The following is a 16,183-nucleotide window of genomic DNA, read 5'->3' as shown; positions in this document are numbered from 1 at the left end:
ACTCCCTCGACTCCCTCGACTCGCTCGACGCCGTACGCGGTGCGCGGTACGCCGGGGGCGCACCGCGGCCCAGGCTACCCGCGTGCGCGGGGCCCGGCCCGACGAGGCACGGTAGCGGCGGAAGAAGTCCCGGGGATGAACCTTCAGCGGCGCTTGAACAGCAGTTTGGGCAGGCCGGCCGGGATCGGGCGGCGGGTGGTGGCCCCGGTGGGCATCGGCTGCGCGGCGTGCGAACCGTCCGGCATGGCGCCGGGGTGCTCGGTGAGCGGGCCGACGGGCTCCAGCCGCAGGACCCGGCACTCGCGGGCCCAGCGCTCGGTGATGGCGTCGGTGTCCGGCGCGTTCAGCCGCTTGCCCTTGAGCTCCTCGACGGCGCCCAGCCAGGCCTCGCCGCCCGGCGCGAGTTCGACCACCCGGGCGTTCCAGCCGGTCAGCCGGCCGCCCTTGTCCTTGCTGCGGACGGTGACCGCCGCCCCGGCGCCCTGGGCCAGGCCGTGCAGCGGCTGCTCGCCGCCCTCGCCGACCACCACGACCGCGCCGTCGTGCCAGGCGTGCCACAGCGGACGGGCCTGCTCCTGCCCGTCCGCGCGCACCCAGAGCAGACCGGACTTCTTCGCGGCCTCCTCCAGCAGGGCCTGGTCGAGGAAGGCGTCGGCGGTCGCGGCGGCGGGCGTACGGTCCATGGCGGACAGCGTACGGGTTCCCCGTACGGTCCCGTCCACGGGACGTCTCAGCCTCCGGGCGACAGTTCCATTGCCGCGCCACGGGCCTTACCGTATGAGCGCCCCACCACCGCGACCAGCAGAGGAGCGCCGTGCCCACCGCCCGGCCCGCGACCGTCCCCGCCGCCGCCGGCACCACCGACCCGGGGCCGGCGCACCCGCTCCCCACCCTCGACCTGCTGCTGCTCGCCGTCTCGATCGGCGGCATCTCGTTCTCCGGCCCGCTGATCAGCGCCACCGCCGCGCCCGCCCTGGCGATCGCCTTCTGGCGCAACGTCATGTCGGTCGGCGTGCTCGGCCCGTACGCGCTGCTGCGCCACCGCGCCGAACTGCGCGGCATCGGCCGCCGGGCCCTGCTGCTCGCGATCGCCGCCGGAGCGCTGCTCGGCGTCCACTTCGCGCTCTGGATGCCCAGCCTGCGGATGACCTCGGTGGCCTCGGCCACCGCCCTGGTCACCACCACCCCGCTGTGGACCATCCTGCTGATGCGGCTGATGGGTGTCCGGGCGCCCCGGATGGTCTGGCTGGGCACGACCGTGGCCTTCGCCGGCGTGCTGGTGCTGACCGGGGTCGACCTCTCGCTCTCCCCGCGCGCACTGCTCGGCGACGGGCTCGCCCTCGCCGCCGGCCTGGCCGCGGCCGGGTACATGCTGCTGGGCGCCGAGGTCCGCAAGACCGTCAGCACCACCGGGTACACGCTGGTCTGCTACGCCACCACGGCGGTCGTCCTGCTCGGGATCTGCCTGGTCGCCGGGACGCCGCTGACCGGGTGGCCGGCCGGGGTGTGGTGGCAGATCGTGCTGCTGATGGTTGCCGCCCAGCTGCTCGGCCACTCGCTGAGCAACCGGGTGGTGCGCACCCTGGGCCCCTCGGTCACGTCCACCGCGATCCTGCTGGAGACCCCGGGGGCGGCGCTGATCGCCGCGCTCTGGCTGGGCCAGTGGCCCCCGGCGGCGGCCTACCCGGCGGTGGTGCTGATCCTGCTCGGGCTGGTCCTGGTCGCCCGCGGCGGGCGGCGCTGAAGGACCGGCCGGGCGGGGCCGGCGGTCCTACAGCCAGCCGTTGCGGCGGAAGCCCCGGTACATCCCCACGCAGATCAGCACGATCGCGCCGAGCACCGTCGGGTAGCCGTACTCGTGGTGCAGCTCCGGCATGTACTCGAAGTTCATGCCGTACACGCCGGTGATCATGGTGGGCACCGCGAAGATCGCCGCCCAGGCGGTGATCTTCCGCATGTCCTCGTTCTGCGCCACCGAGACCTGGGCCAGGTTGGCCTGGAGCAGCGAGTTCAGCAGCTCGTCGAAGCCGTGCACCTGCTCGGCGACCCGGGCCAGGTGGTCGGCGACGTCCCGGAAGTACTTCTGGATGTCCGGGTCCACCAGGCGCTGCAACGGCTCCGACAGCTGCTGCATCGGCCGCAGCAGCGGCACCACCGCGCGCTTGAACTCCAGGACCTCGCGCTTGAGCTGGTAGACCCGGCCGACGTCCGAACTGCGGCCGCCCTTGGCCGAGAAGACGCCGTACTCGATCTCGTCCACGTCGTTCTGCAGCCGCTCGGCGACCAGCAGGTAGTTGTCCACGACGTGGTCGGCGATCGCGTGCAGCACCGCCGACGGGCCCTTGGCGAGCAGCCCGGCCTCGTCCGCGTCGGCCTCCAGCCGGTGGCGCAGCTCCTGGAGCGAGCCGTGGCCGCCGTGCCGGACGGTGATCACGAAGTCCCGCCCGGCGAAGACCATCAGCTCGCCGGTCTCCACCACCTCGCTGGTGGGCGTGAGCTGGTCGTGCTCGACGTAGCGGATGGTCTTGAAGACGGCGAACAGCACGTCGTCGTAGCGCTCGACCTTGGGCCGCTGGTGGGCGTGCACCGCGTCCTCGACCGCGAGCGGGTGCAGCCCGAAGCGCTGGGCGATCCCCTCGAACTCCGCCTCGGTCGGCTCGTGCAGTCCGATCCAGCTGAACGAACCGACGCCGTCCGGGAGTTGGCGCTCGGCCTTGACCCGCCGGGCGGCCTCGCGGGGGCTGCACGTCTCGCCCCTGCGCTTGCCCTGCTGGTAGACCGCGCAGTCCACGACCGCCGAGGCGGAGTCCTCGCTGAGGACGTCGTACACCCCGGCCGCGCCGCGGCGGCGGTTGGTGCGGACGGCGGCGCGCAGGCTGTTGATCATCGACATGGCAGGCTCCCAGGGGCGGGGAGCCGTCGCACGGCGGCGCGGAAAGGAAAAACGGTCGGCCGCGGTACGACGGCGAAGAACACCGGTGAAAGGGGGACGAGGGTGCTCTCCCGGCCGGTCCGTCCGCCGTGGGGCCTGCGCCCGGGCTGCCGCGGCTGGTTCAGCCGATCGGGCCGGCGGGGCGGGGGTTACGGGGAAGTCGGGGCCGGGCAGAGCTGCCGGTACTGCATGGTCGGCCGGTATCCACCGCAACCACCTCCTTCGCGCCGCCGCCCCGGGACGGAAGCATCCCGGTGGCCAGTCGCTCACCCTAACAGCTGACCGGCCGTCGGCGCCGGGCAGTTACCGGGGGTTTCCGAAACCTTGACGGAGCGGACCCCGAGGACCGCCTGAGGACCGCCCCGGGGCCGGGCCGCGGCGGCGGGTTACGCTCACCGGCATGGCCCACGACTTCCCCCTCTTCGGCGACCCCCACGGCGGCAGCTCCCCGGAGCTCTCCCGGGAGGCGGTGCTGGCCGCCGTCGAGGCCCGGCTGATCTCCACCTTCGGCGAACCGAGCGGCCGCGCCGCGGTCACCTTCCTCGGCACCGACCGGATCGAGGTGCTGCGCTTCGGCCCGGACCCCGAGGGCCTGGTGCGGTACGCGACGCTCGGGATGTCCGCCGCGCCGATGGCCGACCCGACCGCGCCGGTCGCCGACCAGCTGCGCGGCCCGCGCGTCGAACTGGTGCTGACCGTCCGGGGCGGGCACGACAGCGTGCTGCGCAGCCTGGCCACCTTCGCCGCGACGCCGCAGGTCGAGGGCCTGGTGGTGGCCCCGGGCGGCTCGCTGGACCTCGGCGCCCCGCTCTGGGACGGCGCGCCCTTCACCTCGGTGCTGGCCGCCGAGCCGGGCGGCCTGGTCGAGGACCTGGAGCTCGCCGAGCCGGCCGAGCCGGTCCGCTTCCTGCCGCTGCTGCCGATGACGCCCAACGAGGCGGGCTGGAAGCGGGTGCACGGGGCGGCCGCGCTCCAGGAGCGCTGGCTGGAGCGGGGTACGGACCTGCGCGACCCGGAGCGCCGTGGGGTCCGGCTGGACTGACGGCCGCTCAGGCCGGGCTCAGGTGCGGCCCGAGCAGGGTTCGAGCAGGGTTCAAGCAGGATCCGACCGGGATTCGAGCAGGGTGCGAGCGGGCTTCGAGCGGGCTTCGAGCGCCGAGGGGCGTGCGGAGCGGGTCCGCACGCCCGCGCCGTACCCCGCACGCCCGGACGCGGCGGCCCGGGCCCTCAGCGTTCGATCGGCTTCGCGCCGGTGGCCTGCGCCAGCAGTGCCTCGTACACGGCCGGGTCGGTGGTGTGCTCGCCGAGCCGGACGGTCTTGCGGGTGCCGTGGTAGTCGCTGGAGCCGGTGACCAGCAGTCCGAGGTCGTCGGCGAGGCCGCGCAGCCGGGCCCTGGTCTCCTCGTCGTGGTCGGTGTGGTCGACCTCCAGTGCGGCCAGTCCGGCTGCCGCGAGGTCGGCGATCACCTGGTCCGAGACCGTCCGGCCGCGCTTGACCGCGCCCGGGTGCGCGAAGACCGGCACCCCGCCGGCCGCCCGGACCAGCCGGACCGCCCGGACGGGGTCGGTCTCGTGCTTGCGGACGTCCGCCCGTCCGGCGTTGGCCAGCCAGGCGGGGGTGAAGGCGTCCGAGACGGTGGCCACCACGCCGGCCTCGACCAGCGCGCTGGCGATGTGCGGCCGTCCGACCGAGCCGCTGCCCGCGATCCGCCGCACCTGCTCCCAGGTGATGTCCGCACCGAGCTCCCGGCAGCGCTCGACGACGGCCTGTCCGCGCCGGAACCGGTCGGTGCGCACCAGCTCCCGCTCGCGCGCGAACTCCGGCTCCTCGGGGTCGAAGAGGTACGCCAGCAGGTGCAGGCTGATGCCGTCCACGGCGCAGGACAGCTCCGCACCCGGGACGACGGTCAGCCGGGCGCCGTCGGGCAGCGCCCGCACCGCCGCGGCGGCCTCGGCGTGGCCGGCCACGGTGTCGTGGTCGGTGAGCGCGACGACGTCGAGGCCCGCGGCGACGGCCGCCCCGACCAGCTCGGCCGGGCTGTCGGTGCCGTCGGAGGCGTTGCTGTGGGCGTGCAGGTCGATGCGCACGGGGCGGACTCCTGGGGCTCGTGGGTGCCGCCCAGGATAGGCCGTCCGGGTCACCCCGGGCGGGGGGTCAGCCGAGCAGCCGGGGGGAGAGCGCCCCGCAGGGCAGCAGGTCCAGCTCGGCGCCGGCCTCGCGCAGGTCGGTGAGCACCAGTTCGTCGTACATCACCAGCGCGGACTGCTCGGGCCAGGCGACGGCCCAGAGCCAGAGCCCGCGGGCCTCGCCGACGAACACCGCGCGGTCGGCCGGGGCGTCCGGCACGTGGAACATCGGGGTGGGCCGGCCGGCGGCCATCAGCTTGGCGTCGGCGGGCTTGTAGAGGCCGACGGAGTCGCCCGGGTCCGGCCCCGGGAGCCCCGCGTAGCGGGCGCCGAACCCGACCCCCAGCTCCTCGGCGACGAGCACCAGCTCGCCGAAGCCGCCGAGCGGCGCCGGCCCGGAGCAGGCGACGGCGGTGGCCCGGGCGCCCGAGACGTCGTCGCCGGCGTGGCCGATGCCGGTGTAGAGCCAGCCGACCGGGAGCGGCCAGGGCAGCCAGACGGGCACCTGGGAGCGGGCGACGGCGACGCCCAGGGCCTCCACGCTCGGGGGCAGCACGGGCTGCATCGGGTGCACCGCTCCGTGCCGGTCGCACTGCCAGGTGTCTGAGAACAGACCGGGGGCGCGGACCCGACCGGCGCACCTCGGGCAGCTTGGCTCGCCCCTCATAGCCGACAACGCTCCTCCCTCCGGACCGCCGCGTCAAGGACGATCACCCGTACGGAGGGCGCGGCGGCACCTGTCGGTGGCGGACGCCCGACGGGCGCCGGGTGGGCGCGGCGCGGGCGGTTCCCGTTGGGGGGATGTCCCGTGACGGGCGGTGGCAAACGTTCCGGCTCCGGGCCCGGACGCACTGACGCCCTGTCATCGGCGATCGCGGTGACAGGGCGTCAGTCGGGTATCGGAACGTCCGGATCGGACGCTCCCGGCTCGTCGGCGGCGGGTGAGGGCTCCGGTCCGGAGCCGCCGCGCCGGGTCAGACGGTCGGGCACGGCCGGATGAGCAGGCGTTCGCCGGTGCGGGCGGCGGCCTGGACGTGCTCGCGCACGGTGGCGGCGTCGGCTATCACGCGGTCGGTGGCGGAGCCGTTGGCGTCGTCCAGTCGGACGATCTCGAAGCGCATGGTCTTCGTCATGGGCGTCTCCTTTCCTTGCCCCGCGGGGCGGGGCGACGGCGGCTGAGTCGGTATCAGCCCTTTCGGGATCTTGCGGGTCCGGCGGATCGGCCGGGCCGGGCGGGTCGTTCGTGCGGCGGTCTGCTGCGGCAAGGGCTCCCCCTGCTTGCCTGGTGCGTCCAGTGCCTCGTGAACCACGGTGACGTGGTGGTGCTACCGGGCCGTTGCCCGTCCGTAACGTCCGGGTTTCGGGTGATGCGCGCCGGCGCCGAGGCCGGCGATGATTCCCGGACAGAATCAAAGATTACCGTAACTAACGAATTTTGTCCTGTGTTGAAGCCGGTCGAAATTGCAGAAGTGGTACAGACCACTCCTGGGCGGGGGCGGTGCGACGAGGGCCGGTCAGGCCCAGAACGCGGCCAGCGCCCCGGCGGTCTCGGCCGGCCGCTCGGCGTTGGGGGAGTGGCCCGAGTCCGCGACGACCACCCGGCGGGCGCCCAGGCGCTCGGCCATCCCGGTCTGCTCCGGGACCGGCCAGGCGTAGTCCCGTTCGCCGGACAGCACCAGCACGGGCAGCCCGGCGGTGACGGCGGCCAGTTCGTCCACCCGGTCCGGCGCGTCGACCAGGTGGCCGCCGGTCACCGACAGCGACCGCGGCACATTGGCCAGCCAGCGGCGGTGCAGGAACTCCGCGACGGCCGGCTCCAGCCGCGGCCGAGGCTTCCCGCTGTCCGCCTCCAGCTGCCGCATGACCTGCCAGATCTCCTCCAGGGTCATCACCTGCAGCGCGTCCAGCAGCAGCCTGGTCCGGGCCGCCTCGGCGGGGTCGATCGTGCCCGGCCCGGTGGACACCAGGGTCAGCGACCGCCACGGCAGCGGGCCCTGCGCGGCGGCGGCGAGCACCGCCTCCCGGACCACCTGGCCGCCGAAGGAGTGCCCCAGCAGGTGCAGCGGGAGGCCGTCCGCCGCCAGCGCCCCGGTGAGCGCCCGCACGTCCGCGCCCAGCTCGCCGACGGCGTACGCCCCGGGATCGTCCGGGCCGCCGGTCTCGTACTGCCCGCGCTGGTCCACGGCGGTCACCCGGTACCCGGCCGCCGCCAGCGGCTCCAGCAGCCCGATGAAGTCCTCCTTGCTGCCGGTGAACCCCGGCACCAGCAGCGCCGACCCCCGCACCGGCCCGGCCGGCTCCGCGCGCAGCGCCGCGAACTCCCCGCGCCCGGTCGCCACGCGCTCGGCCCGCGCGCATCCGGGCAAGGTCAGGAACGGCGGCGTGCTCATGGTCTGCTCTCCCTGCTCCGGCACCCGGGGCTCCCCGGCGCCCCCGAGCTTATGGCCCGTCCTCGGAAGCCCCGTCGTCCGCCGTCGCGGTGCGGCGGCGGGCGGGAACGCCCGAGGGGGCGAGCCCGGGCCGTGGCGGCCGGGCTCGCCCCCTCGGGGGAGACACGCTGGATCAGTTCTCCGGGGTGGCCTCGGCGGGGGCCGCGGCCTTGCGGGTCCGGGTGCGCTTGCGCGGCGCCGGGACCTCGGCGGCCTCGGTCACCTCGGTGGCCGGGGCCTCCGGGGTGGTCTCGGCCGTCTTGCGGGCCCGGGAGGCGCGCTTGCGCGGAGCGGGCTTGTCCTCGGCGGGCGCCTCGACGGCGACCGTCTCGACGGTCTCGGCAGCGGCCTCGACGGTCTTGCGGGCCCGGGAGGCGCGCTTGCGCGGGGCCGGCTTGTCCTCGGCGGGCGCCTCGACGGCGACGGTCTCGACGGTCTCGGCAGCGGCCTCGACGGTCTTGCGGGCCCGGGAGGCACGCTTGCGCGGGGCCGGCTTGTCCTCGGCGGGCGCCTCCACGGCGACCGGCTCGGCGACGGCGACCGGCGCGACGACGGCCTCGGCGGCCGGGGCCTCCGGAGCGACCTCGGCGGTCTTGCGGGCCCGGGTGCGCTTGCGCGGAGCCGGCTTCTCCTCGGCGGGCGCCTCGACGGCGACCGGCTCGGCGACGACGGCCTGAGCCACGACGGACTGAGCCACGACGGCCTGAGCCACGACGGCCTGGGCGACGACGGCCTCGGCGGCCTCGACGACCGCGGCCGCCTCCACCGCGGCCGACTCACCGGCGGCGCCACCGCGCGAGCGGCGACGGCGACGGCGCGGCGCGGCCTCGCCCTCGGCACCCTCGACGGCCGGGGCCGCCGCGGCGCCCTCGGTCACGGCGACGGCGGCCTCGCCCTCGCCGACCGACGAGCCCCGACGGGTGCGGCGGCGCTCACGGGTGCGGCGCGGCTTCTCCTCCTCGGTCTCGGCCGGTGCGGCGGCCGGACGGCTCGGGCCGTTCTGTCCGCCCTGTCCGCTCTGGCCACCCTGCCCGTTGCGACCACGGCCGGGACGGGCGGAGCGGCTGCCGCGCCCGCCGGTCTCGCCGAGGTCCTCGACCTCCTCCGCGTTGAGCCCCGCCCGGGTCCGCTCCGAACGCGGCAGGACACCCTTGGTGCCCGGCGCGATCTTCAGCAGCTCGTACAGGTGCGGCGAGGTGGAGTAGGTCTCCTCCGGGTCGTTGAACGACAGCTCCAGCGCCTTGTTGATCAGCTGCCAGCGCGGGATGTCGTCCCAGTCGACCAGGGTGACGGCGGTGCCGGAGGCGCCGGCCCGGCCGGTGCGGCCGATCCGGTGCAGGTAGGTCTTCTCGTCCTCGGGGCACTGGTAGTTGATGACGTGCGTGACGCCCTCGACGTCGATGCCGCGGGCGGCGACGTCGGTGCAGACCAGCACGTCGACCTTGCCGTTGCGGAACGCCCGCAGGGCCTGCTCGCGGGCGCCCTGGCCGAGGTCGCCGTGGACCGCGCCGGCCGCGAAGCCGCGCTGGGTCAGCTGGTCGGAGACGTCGGCGGCGGTGCGCTTGGTGCGGCAGAAGATCATCGCCAGCCCGCGGCCGTCGGCCTGGAGGATGCGCGAGACCATCTCGACCTTGTCCAGCGAGTGCGCACGGAAGATGTGCTGCTCGGTGTTGGCGACGGTGGCGCCGGTGTCGTCCGGGGCGGTGGCCCGGATGTGGGTCGGCTGGCTCATGTACCGGCGGGCGAGGCTGATGACCTGGCCCGGCATGGTGGCCGAGAACAGCAGGGTCTGCCGCTTGGCCGGCAGCATGGTGATGATCTTCTCGACGTCCGGCAGGAAGCCGAGGTCGAGCATCTCGTCGGCCTCGTCCAGGACCAGCGCGCGGACCTTGGACAGGTTCAGCTTCTTCTGCCCGGCCAGGTCGAGCAGCCGGCCCGGGGTGCCGACCACGATGTCGACGCCCTTGTTGAGCGCCTCCACCTGCGGCTCGTACGCCCGGCCGCCGTAGACGGCCAGGACGCGCACGTTGCGGACCTTGCCGGCGGTCTGCAGGTCGTTGGTGACCTGGGTGCAGAGCTCACGGGTCGGGACGACGATCAGCGCCTGCGGGAACTCGGAGAGCTGCTCCTCGGTGGCCCGGCCGGCGTCCACGTCGGCGCGCACGATGGCCCGCTCGATCAGCGGGAGGCCGAAACCGAGGGTCTTGCCGGTGCCGGTCTTGGCCTGGCCGATGACGTCGTGGCCGGTCAGCGCGACCGGGAGGGTCATCTCCTGGATGGGGAAGGGGTGGACGATGCCGACGGACTCGAGGGCCTCGGCGGTCTCCGGGAGGATCCCCAGGTCCCGGAAGGTCGTCTTGATGGGTTCAGCGGTGGTGGACAGGGTGCTGCCTCTTCCGTGTGGATGGGCCGAGAACGAGCGGCGGGCGGGCAGCCGCGCGGCTGCGTACGGGCCTGGGCGGCCCCGATTACAGCTGCGCGGACGCACAACCGCGCCGGTCCCTGCGGCCGGCCGGTGCGCGCTGCCCCGGTCACGGGGCGCGTCGCCGGCGGCGTCGGGGAGGATTCCCTTGAGGGACCTGCGCGGGACCTCCGCCAGGGGGCGTGGTCTCGGCGGCCCTCGCTCGGCCACTGATGCGGTGCCAAGGCTTGAAGTCCAAGCCATGGTCGGAGCCGATCGGCTCTCCGACCGGGCATCCGCGTACGTGAGTCCCCGTGCCTCCGGTGCGGACACGTCCGGCTGGACGGTGCCGCTTCGGAGCGGACCTGCGCGGGTTACCGAGACGGCGGTGACACCGTGCAAGCACGACGGGGCTCCGTACCACCATACAGTCAGGCGACGACTCGAACACGTGATGCGTCTGACATTGCCCCCGTCAGGCACCCCGTGAGCAGGCGATCCGGCCGGTCACCCGGGTGCGGCGGGTGGTGGGGGAGCCGGGTGCGCGGGACTAAGGTGGCGGACCATGGAGACCCATGGTGAGACGCAGGACACCGCGGCCGGCTCGATCGGCGACTGGGCCGCGTGCTCGGCCGACCCCGGCTACCGGGCGGCGGTGCTGGACCTGCTCGGCGCGCTGGCGTACGGCGAGCTGAGCGCCTTCGAGCGGCTCGCCGAGGACGCCAAGCTGGCGCCGGACCTCGCCGACAAGGCGGCCCTGGCCCGGATGGCCTCCGCGGAGTTCCAGCACTACCAGCGTCTGCACGACCGGCTCGCCGAGGTCGGCGCCGACCCGCAGGAGGCGATGCGGCCCTTCGTCGAGCCGCTGGAGCTGTTCCACCGGATGACGGCGCCCTCGGACTGGCTGGAGGGCCTGGTCAAGGCCTACGTCGGCGACGCCATCGCGACCGACTTCTACCGCGAGGTGGCCGTCCGGCTGGACGACGACACCCGCGACCTGGTCCTCGGCGTCATGTCCGACACCGGCCACGCCCGGTTCGCGGTCGACAAGGTGCGCGAGGCGATCGAGGCCGACCCGCGGGCCGGCGGCCGGCTGGCGCTGTGGGGCCGCCGTCTGATGGGGGAGGCGCTCAGCCAGGCCCAGCGGGTGGTCGCCGAGCGCGACGCGCTGTCCAACCTGCTGGTCGGCGGCGTCCAGGTGCAGGGCTTCGACCTGGTCGAGGTCGGCAAGATGTTCAACCGGATCACCGAGGCGCACACCCGGCGGATGGCCGCCCTCGGCCTGGCCAGCTGACCGACGGCCGACCGCGGGCCCTCGGCGTCAGGCCCTAGGCCGGCCGGTGCCGGCGCGGCGCGCGGTGGGTGCCGGGCCGGTGCGGGTGGTGCCGGTGCGCCGGGGCCCGCCCGGCCGCGAGGTCCGGCCGGGCCAGCAGCGAGGTGAGCACGCCCGAGGCCAGTGCCGAGGCCGCCACCGACACCGGCGGGTACTGCCCGTCGAGGCAGAAGTGCGCCACCGTGCCGCCGACCAGCGCCGCCGCCAGCGCGGTGCCGACGGTCAGCGCGCGGGAGGCCCGGAAGTACGAGGGCAGGGCGCGCGACGCGGCGCCGCCCGTGACCAGGCCGACGAGGGCGAAGGCGATCGACTCGACCAGCAAGACTGCCTCCCGGGGGGACGGACGTGCGGCACCGGCGCCGTACCTGACGCCGTCGTACCCCGTGCCACCCGGCCGTACACGCAGCGGTGCCCCGCTCCCTCACGGGAACGGGGCACCGGGTCGCCCTGCGCGGGCGGCGCCTCAGGCGGTGCCGAAACCGACCTTGCGGACGGCCGGCTCACCGATCTCCACGTACGCCAGGCGCTCGGCCGGGACGATGATGCGACGGCCGTGCTCGTCCGCCAGCGAGAGGAGCTTGTCCGGGCCCTCCAGCGCCTTCGCGACCGCGCTCTGGACCTCATCGGCAGTCTGCGAGCTCTCGATCACGATCTCGCGAGGCGCGTTCTGCACGCCGATCTTGACCTCCACGGCTTCCGTCCCTCCGGGGTTGCAGCCTCCACGCACGGGCACCGGACCGCCTGGGACAAGCGTTCCCGGCGACCGCGCCGTACGGCCTCACCTTAGAGCACCCGATCACCGGCGAGGCGAAGGCCGGTGGATCACCCCTCCTGGGCGGTGCCTTCGTCGGACGCCTCGGTCGGGTGCATCGGGAAGCCCTTCAGGCCGCGCCAGGACAGGCTGGCGACCAGCCGGACCGCCTCGTCGCGCGGGATCTCCAGGCCCTGCGAGAGCCAGTACCGGGCGGTGATCTGGGCCAGGCCGCAGACCCCGGCGGCGAGCAGCTTGGACTCCGCCTCGGGCAGGTCGGTGTCCTCCTGGATCACCTTGCTGACCAGCGTCGCGCTCGCCTCGGAGGCCCGCTCGACGCGCTCGCGCACGGCCGGCTCGTTGGTCAGGTCCGACTCGAAGACCAGGCGGAAGGCGCCCGACTCGCTGGAGACGTAGTTGAAGTACGCCTCCATGGTGTTGGCCACGCGCTGCTTGTTGTCGGTGGTCGCCGACAGCGCCTCGCGGGTCGACTCGACCAGGGCGTCGCAGTGCTTGTCCAGCAGGGCCAGGTAGAGCTCCAGCTTCCCGGGGAAGTGCTGGTAGAGCACCGGCTTGCTGACCCCGGCGCGGTCGGCGATGTCGTCCATGGCGGCCGAGTGGTAGCCCTGCGCGACGAACACCTCCTGGGCGGCACCGAGCAGTTGTTCACGGCGGGCGCTTCGCGGCAGGCGGGCACCGCGCGGGCGCTCCTGCGCCTCCTGGATGGCCGTCACGGCGCTCCTCACTTCGGTCTGTTCGGGGCTGGCAAGAGGGCCGATTCTACTTTTCGGTAACCGCGCCCGCGTTCGGCGAGGGCGAGAAAAGACGGCGGCCTTGTTGTCAGGAGCCCACAATACGGCGCTGACCTCGGCCTCGGCAGTGGTGTGACGGGGGCAAGGGGCCAGGGCAGGGCAGGGCCGGGCACGGACCCGGGGGCCGGACGGGGATCCCGCGGATCCGGCGGGATACCACGGGCGGCCGCGCATACCGCGCGGTAACGGCCCGGTTCGGGCCGAGGTCACGACGTTTCACTCGATCAGGTGGCAGCCAGGCATGTGACCGATGGATTGCCCGGGGCCGGTCCTACCTTTCTGCTGTCGGACCGAACAGGTGTGGGGGAGCCGGGGCCGCCGGAGGAACCGGAGGGCGGCCGCCGTCAGGAGTCCCGACGGGTCGGGCCCGGCCGCCTGAGCGGGCGGGTGCCCGGGGTGCCGCCCCGGCCCGCCGACTCCCCGGCCCCGGCCGTCCCCGCCACCGCGCGGAGGCGCCCCCGGCCACCGTCCGGGCCGCTCGGCCGACCGTCGATCCGTCCGTGACCCGCCCCGCGAACCCGCTCTGCCCTGGAGGTCTCCCGTGCGCGTTGCCCTGCTCACCGAGGGTGCCCGCCCGCACGCCCGGCGTGGTGCCGGAGGCTGGTGCGACCGGCTGGCCGAGGGCCTGCCGGAGCACGAGTTCGAGCTGTACCTGCTGACCGGCCCGGCGGGCCGGGGGGCCGAGGAGCGGCTGTCGCCCGCCTGGCGCGGTGTGCGCGACCTGGCGCTGTGGGGCCGCCGACCGGGCGGCCGGGCGCCCGGCGCACCGCGCAGACGCCGGTACGCGAGAGCCTACGAGGACCTGGTGCGGGCGCTGGTGCTGCCGGGGGAGCGGGCCGGCTTCGGGCCCGCGCTGTACCGGCTGGCGGCGGCCGCCCGGGAGGACGGCACGCTGCCCGCCTTCCTGGCGTCCGCGCACGCCCGCCGGATCCTGGAGCGGACCTGGCGGCTGCCCGGCGCGGACACCTCGGCGGGGCAGCCGCTGGTGTGCGACGTGCTGGTCGCTGCCGACCTGCTGGAGCAGTGCCTGCGGCCGCTGTCCGCCCCCTGGTACGGCACCGGCCCCGGCGGCCTCGGCGCGGTCGACCTGTGCCACGTGGTCGGCGGCGGCCCGGCCGCGCTGCCCGCCCTGGTGGCCCGGCACCTGCACGGGGTGCCGTTCGTGGTCACCGAGCACGGCCTGCACCTGCGCGAGCAGTACCTCGGCCACCCGCCCCGCCCCGGAGGCGAGTGGGCGAGTCACGAGGCGCCGTACCGGTGGCCGGTCCGGGCGCTGCTGCTGTCCTTCTTCCGGGCGCTCACCGGGGAGACCTACCGGCAGGCGGCGGTGCTGACCCCCGGCAGCGCCCACGACCGGCAGTGGCAGCTCCGCTGCGGGGCCGACCCGGCGCGCACCCGGGTGGTGTACGAGGGGACGACGGCCGTGGACCGCCCGGCCGCCGGGCCCGAGCCGCAGGCGCCGACGCTGGTCTGGGCGGGCGCGCTGGAGCCCGGCCGCGACCCGGAGCCGGCGCTGCACGCCTTCGTCCGGGTCCGCGGCGAGCTGCCCGGCGCCCGGCTGGTGCTGTACGGCGAGGAGACGGCGCCCGGCTACCGGGCGCACTGCGCGGCGGTGGCCGAGCGGCTGGGGGTGGCCCCGGCGGTGCGCTTCGCCGGGCGGCCCGGGGCGCTCGCCGAGGTCTGGGAGGCCGGCACGGTGGCCGTTTTCTCCGCCCTGTCCCAGCGCGCTCCGGGGCTGCTCGCGGACGCGATGCTCAGCGGCCGGGCGGTGGTGTCCACCGATGTCGGGGTGGCCCGCGAGGTGGTCGGGCCGACCGGGCTGCTGGTGCCCGCCCGCGATCCGCGCGCCCTGGCCGGGGCCTGCCTGGCGCTGCTGCGGGACGAGGAGCGGCGCGCCCGGCTGGGGCTGGCGGGGCGGCTACGGGCGCAGGAACGCTTCGCCGTCGAGCCGGTGGTCGGCGCCTTCCGGGAGATCTACCTGGAACTGGTCTCGCAGTACCCGGCCTTCCCGGGCGGCGGGGGTGGTGGCGGTGGCGGCCCGGTGCCGCGCCCGTTCGCCCGCCCCGCCGAGTGCTGGCTCGCGGACGGCCCGCGCGACGCCGCCCCGGCGGCCGGGCCCGAGGCGGGGACCGCGGCCGTCGGTGCGGCCGTCGGCGCCCCGGCCGGCGTCCGGGAACCCGCCGCGCTCGCGGAGGCGCTCTGATGGCCGGCCCCGTGGCGCCCGGCGGCAGCGCGGACCCGGTGCGCGAGGTCATGGCGGAGCACCGCGAGCTGTGCGAGCGCGCCGTCGACCCGCTGGAGATCGCGGCCGGGCTGGAGGAGGCCGGGTTCGGCCCGGACGCGGCCGCCCGCTGCCGGCACGCCGACCTGTTCTCGCTGGCCGAGGAGCTGTACGCCCGGGTGCCGCGCCGCCCGCCGCCGCCCGGGCCGGTCGGGCCGTCCGGGCCGCGGCGGCGCGGGGCCGCCGTCCGGGCCGCGCTGACCGCCGCCGCGCTGGCCGTGCCGTCCTGTGCGGCGGTGGCCGCGTTCGGCGCCCGCTGGCCGGTGCTGCTGCCCGCCGCCGTCCCGCTGGTGCTGCTGCCGGCGCTGACGGCGCCGCCGGCGGCCGAGCCCGGCCCGCCCTGCGCGGTGCCGGCCGGGCCGGGCCGCCCTCCGGCGGACGCCCTGGGGCCGCCGCCGGCGGCACGGGGGCGGCCCGCCTCCCTCCGGCGGCCCGCCGCGACGGGGCACGGGCTGGGGCTGGCCGCGCTGCTGCTGCTCCCGCAGGCCGTCCCGGGCGGGGACCGGCCGCCGGTGGTCGCGCTGGTACTGGCGGCGGCGGTGTCGGCCGGGTCGGCCGAGGGGGCGGCCCGCTGGTACCGGCAGGTCGGCCGCGGCCACCTCGGCGCGGCGGGCACCCTGGCCGAGTTCCGGTCCAGGATGCGGCCGGTGCTGCCGGTCGCGGTCGCCCTGCACCTGGCGGTGCTCGGGGTGCTGAGCTTCGCCGCGCTGGCCGTGGCGGTCGTCCTCGCGCCGCGCCCCGGCCCGGGGCACGGCGGCGGGCTGCTGCACCTGGCGGCCGAGCGGGCCGGTCCGGTGCCGTGGGCGGCGCAGGGCGTGCTGGGCCTGCTGCTGGTGCTGCCGGTGCTGCTGGCGCGCTGCGGCCGGTCGACGGCCGCCGCGCTGGGGGCGCTGGCCGGGCCCGCCGCGACGCTCGGGCTGCTCGCCGCGGGCCGCTCCTGGCCGTCGGCCGCTCTGCTCGGCGGCGGTGCCGTCGCGGCGGTGCTGCTGGCGTACGCCTGGGCGGTGCTCGGCCGGGCCGGTTCGCACCGCTGATCCGCCGGGTGCCTCCCGCCTCCGGCCTCCCGTTCCCGCTCGCTGTTCCTCGTTTCGTCCGTTCGTTGATTTCAGTCCGCCAG

General features: G+C 75.9%; 15 protein-coding genes. 5 read left to right on the top strand and 10 right to left on the bottom strand.

Features of this window, described 5'->3' with window-relative positions; genetic code table 11:
* Positions 1–143: 143 nt before the first annotated feature.
* Positions 144–683 (bottom strand): hypothetical protein, encoded by a 540-nt coding sequence (locus ACFQ6N_RS05260; protein WP_380647012.1) that lies wholly within the window; start codon positions 681–683, stop codon positions 144–146.
* A 131-nt stretch (positions 684–814) separates the two neighbouring features.
* On the opposite strand from ACFQ6N_RS05260, the gene ACFQ6N_RS05255 reads away from it, so the two are divergent.
* Complete coding sequence (locus ACFQ6N_RS05255) at positions 815–1,744, top strand: DMT family transporter (protein ID WP_380647009.1); 930 nt, start codon at positions 815–817, stop codon at positions 1,742–1,744.
* Positions 1,745–1,771: 27 nt separating this feature from the next.
* Here ACFQ6N_RS05255 and corA read toward each other — a convergent pair whose 3' ends face one another.
* The gene (gene corA, locus ACFQ6N_RS05250; protein ID WP_380647006.1) at positions 1,772–2,893 is read right to left on the bottom strand and encodes a magnesium/cobalt transporter CorA; all 1,122 of its coding nucleotides are present in this window, start codon (positions 2,891–2,893) and stop codon (positions 1,772–1,774) included.
* A 439-nt stretch (positions 2,894–3,332) separates the two neighbouring features.
* Between corA and ACFQ6N_RS05245 the strand changes: the two genes are divergently transcribed.
* The gene (locus tag ACFQ6N_RS05245; RefSeq protein ID WP_380647003.1) at positions 3,333–3,974 is read left to right on the top strand and encodes a suppressor of fused domain protein; all 642 of its coding nucleotides are present in this window, start codon (positions 3,333–3,335) and stop codon (positions 3,972–3,974) included.
* 185 nt (positions 3,975–4,159) lie between these two features.
* Here ACFQ6N_RS05245 and ACFQ6N_RS05240 read toward each other — a convergent pair whose 3' ends face one another.
* From ACFQ6N_RS05240 to ACFQ6N_RS05220, 5 genes are all read right to left on the bottom strand, one after another.
* On the bottom strand, positions 4,160–5,020 hold the full coding sequence (locus ACFQ6N_RS05240; protein ID WP_380647000.1) for a PHP domain-containing protein: 861 nt from the start codon (positions 5,018–5,020) through the stop codon (positions 4,160–4,162).
* A 67-nt stretch (positions 5,021–5,087) separates the two neighbouring features.
* Positions 5,088–5,726, bottom strand: a complete 639-nt coding sequence (locus ACFQ6N_RS05235; RefSeq protein WP_380646997.1) for a DUF6758 family protein — start codon at positions 5,724–5,726, stop codon at positions 5,088–5,090.
* 307 nt (positions 5,727–6,033) lie between these two features.
* Complete coding sequence (locus ACFQ6N_RS05230; protein WP_380647133.1) at positions 6,034–6,192, bottom strand: hypothetical protein; 159 nt, start codon at positions 6,190–6,192, stop codon at positions 6,034–6,036.
* Between the two features lie 381 nt (positions 6,193–6,573).
* Complete coding sequence (locus ACFQ6N_RS05225) at positions 6,574–7,449, bottom strand: alpha/beta fold hydrolase (protein WP_380646996.1); 876 nt, start codon at positions 7,447–7,449, stop codon at positions 6,574–6,576.
* Positions 7,450–7,621: 172 nt separating this feature from the next.
* Complete coding sequence (locus ACFQ6N_RS05220) at positions 7,622–9,757, bottom strand: DEAD/DEAH box helicase (RefSeq protein WP_380646995.1); 2,136 nt, start codon at positions 9,755–9,757, stop codon at positions 7,622–7,624.
* A gap of 697 nt (positions 9,758–10,454) precedes the next feature.
* Between ACFQ6N_RS05220 and ACFQ6N_RS05215 the strand changes: the two genes are divergently transcribed.
* Complete coding sequence (locus tag ACFQ6N_RS05215; RefSeq protein ID WP_380646994.1) at positions 10,455–11,183, top strand: ferritin-like fold-containing protein; 729 nt, start codon at positions 10,455–10,457, stop codon at positions 11,181–11,183.
* Between the two features lie 34 nt (positions 11,184–11,217).
* On the opposite strand, the gene ACFQ6N_RS05210 is transcribed toward ACFQ6N_RS05215, so the two are convergent.
* The 3 genes from ACFQ6N_RS05210 to ACFQ6N_RS05200 all read right to left on the bottom strand — a co-directional run bounded on the left by ACFQ6N_RS05210 (position 11,218) and on the right by ACFQ6N_RS05200 (position 12,707).
* Positions 11,218–11,544, bottom strand: coding sequence for a hypothetical protein (locus tag ACFQ6N_RS05210; RefSeq protein WP_380646992.1), 327 nt, complete (start codon positions 11,542–11,544; stop codon positions 11,218–11,220).
* Between the two features lie 141 nt (positions 11,545–11,685).
* Positions 11,686–11,913, bottom strand: a complete 228-nt coding sequence (locus ACFQ6N_RS05205; protein ID WP_380646991.1) for a DUF3107 domain-containing protein — start codon at positions 11,911–11,913, stop codon at positions 11,686–11,688.
* Positions 11,914–12,044: 131 nt separating this feature from the next.
* Positions 12,045–12,707 (bottom strand): TetR/AcrR family transcriptional regulator, encoded by a 663-nt coding sequence (locus ACFQ6N_RS05200; RefSeq protein WP_380646990.1) that lies wholly within the window; start codon positions 12,705–12,707, stop codon positions 12,045–12,047.
* Positions 12,708–13,326: 619 nt separating this feature from the next.
* Between ACFQ6N_RS05200 and ACFQ6N_RS05195 the strand changes: the two genes are divergently transcribed.
* Together ACFQ6N_RS05195 and ACFQ6N_RS05190 are read left to right on the top strand one after the other, a co-directional pair.
* Complete coding sequence (locus ACFQ6N_RS05195; RefSeq protein ID WP_380646989.1) at positions 13,327–14,988, top strand: DUF3492 domain-containing protein; 1,662 nt, start codon at positions 13,327–13,329, stop codon at positions 14,986–14,988.
* Positions 14,988–16,100, top strand: a complete 1,113-nt coding sequence (locus ACFQ6N_RS05190) for a hypothetical protein (RefSeq protein ID WP_380646988.1) — start codon at positions 14,988–14,990, stop codon at positions 16,098–16,100. Before ACFQ6N_RS05195 ends, ACFQ6N_RS05190 begins: the two co-directional genes overlap by 1 nt.
* Positions 16,101–16,183 lie beyond the last annotated feature (83 nt).

The sequence above is a fragment of the Kitasatospora sp. NPDC056446 genome (assembly GCF_042796115.1).
Classification (GTDB): domain Bacteria; phylum Actinomycetota; class Actinomycetes; order Streptomycetales; family Streptomycetaceae; genus Kitasatospora.
This window is presented reverse-complemented; position numbering and strand designations above follow the sequence as displayed.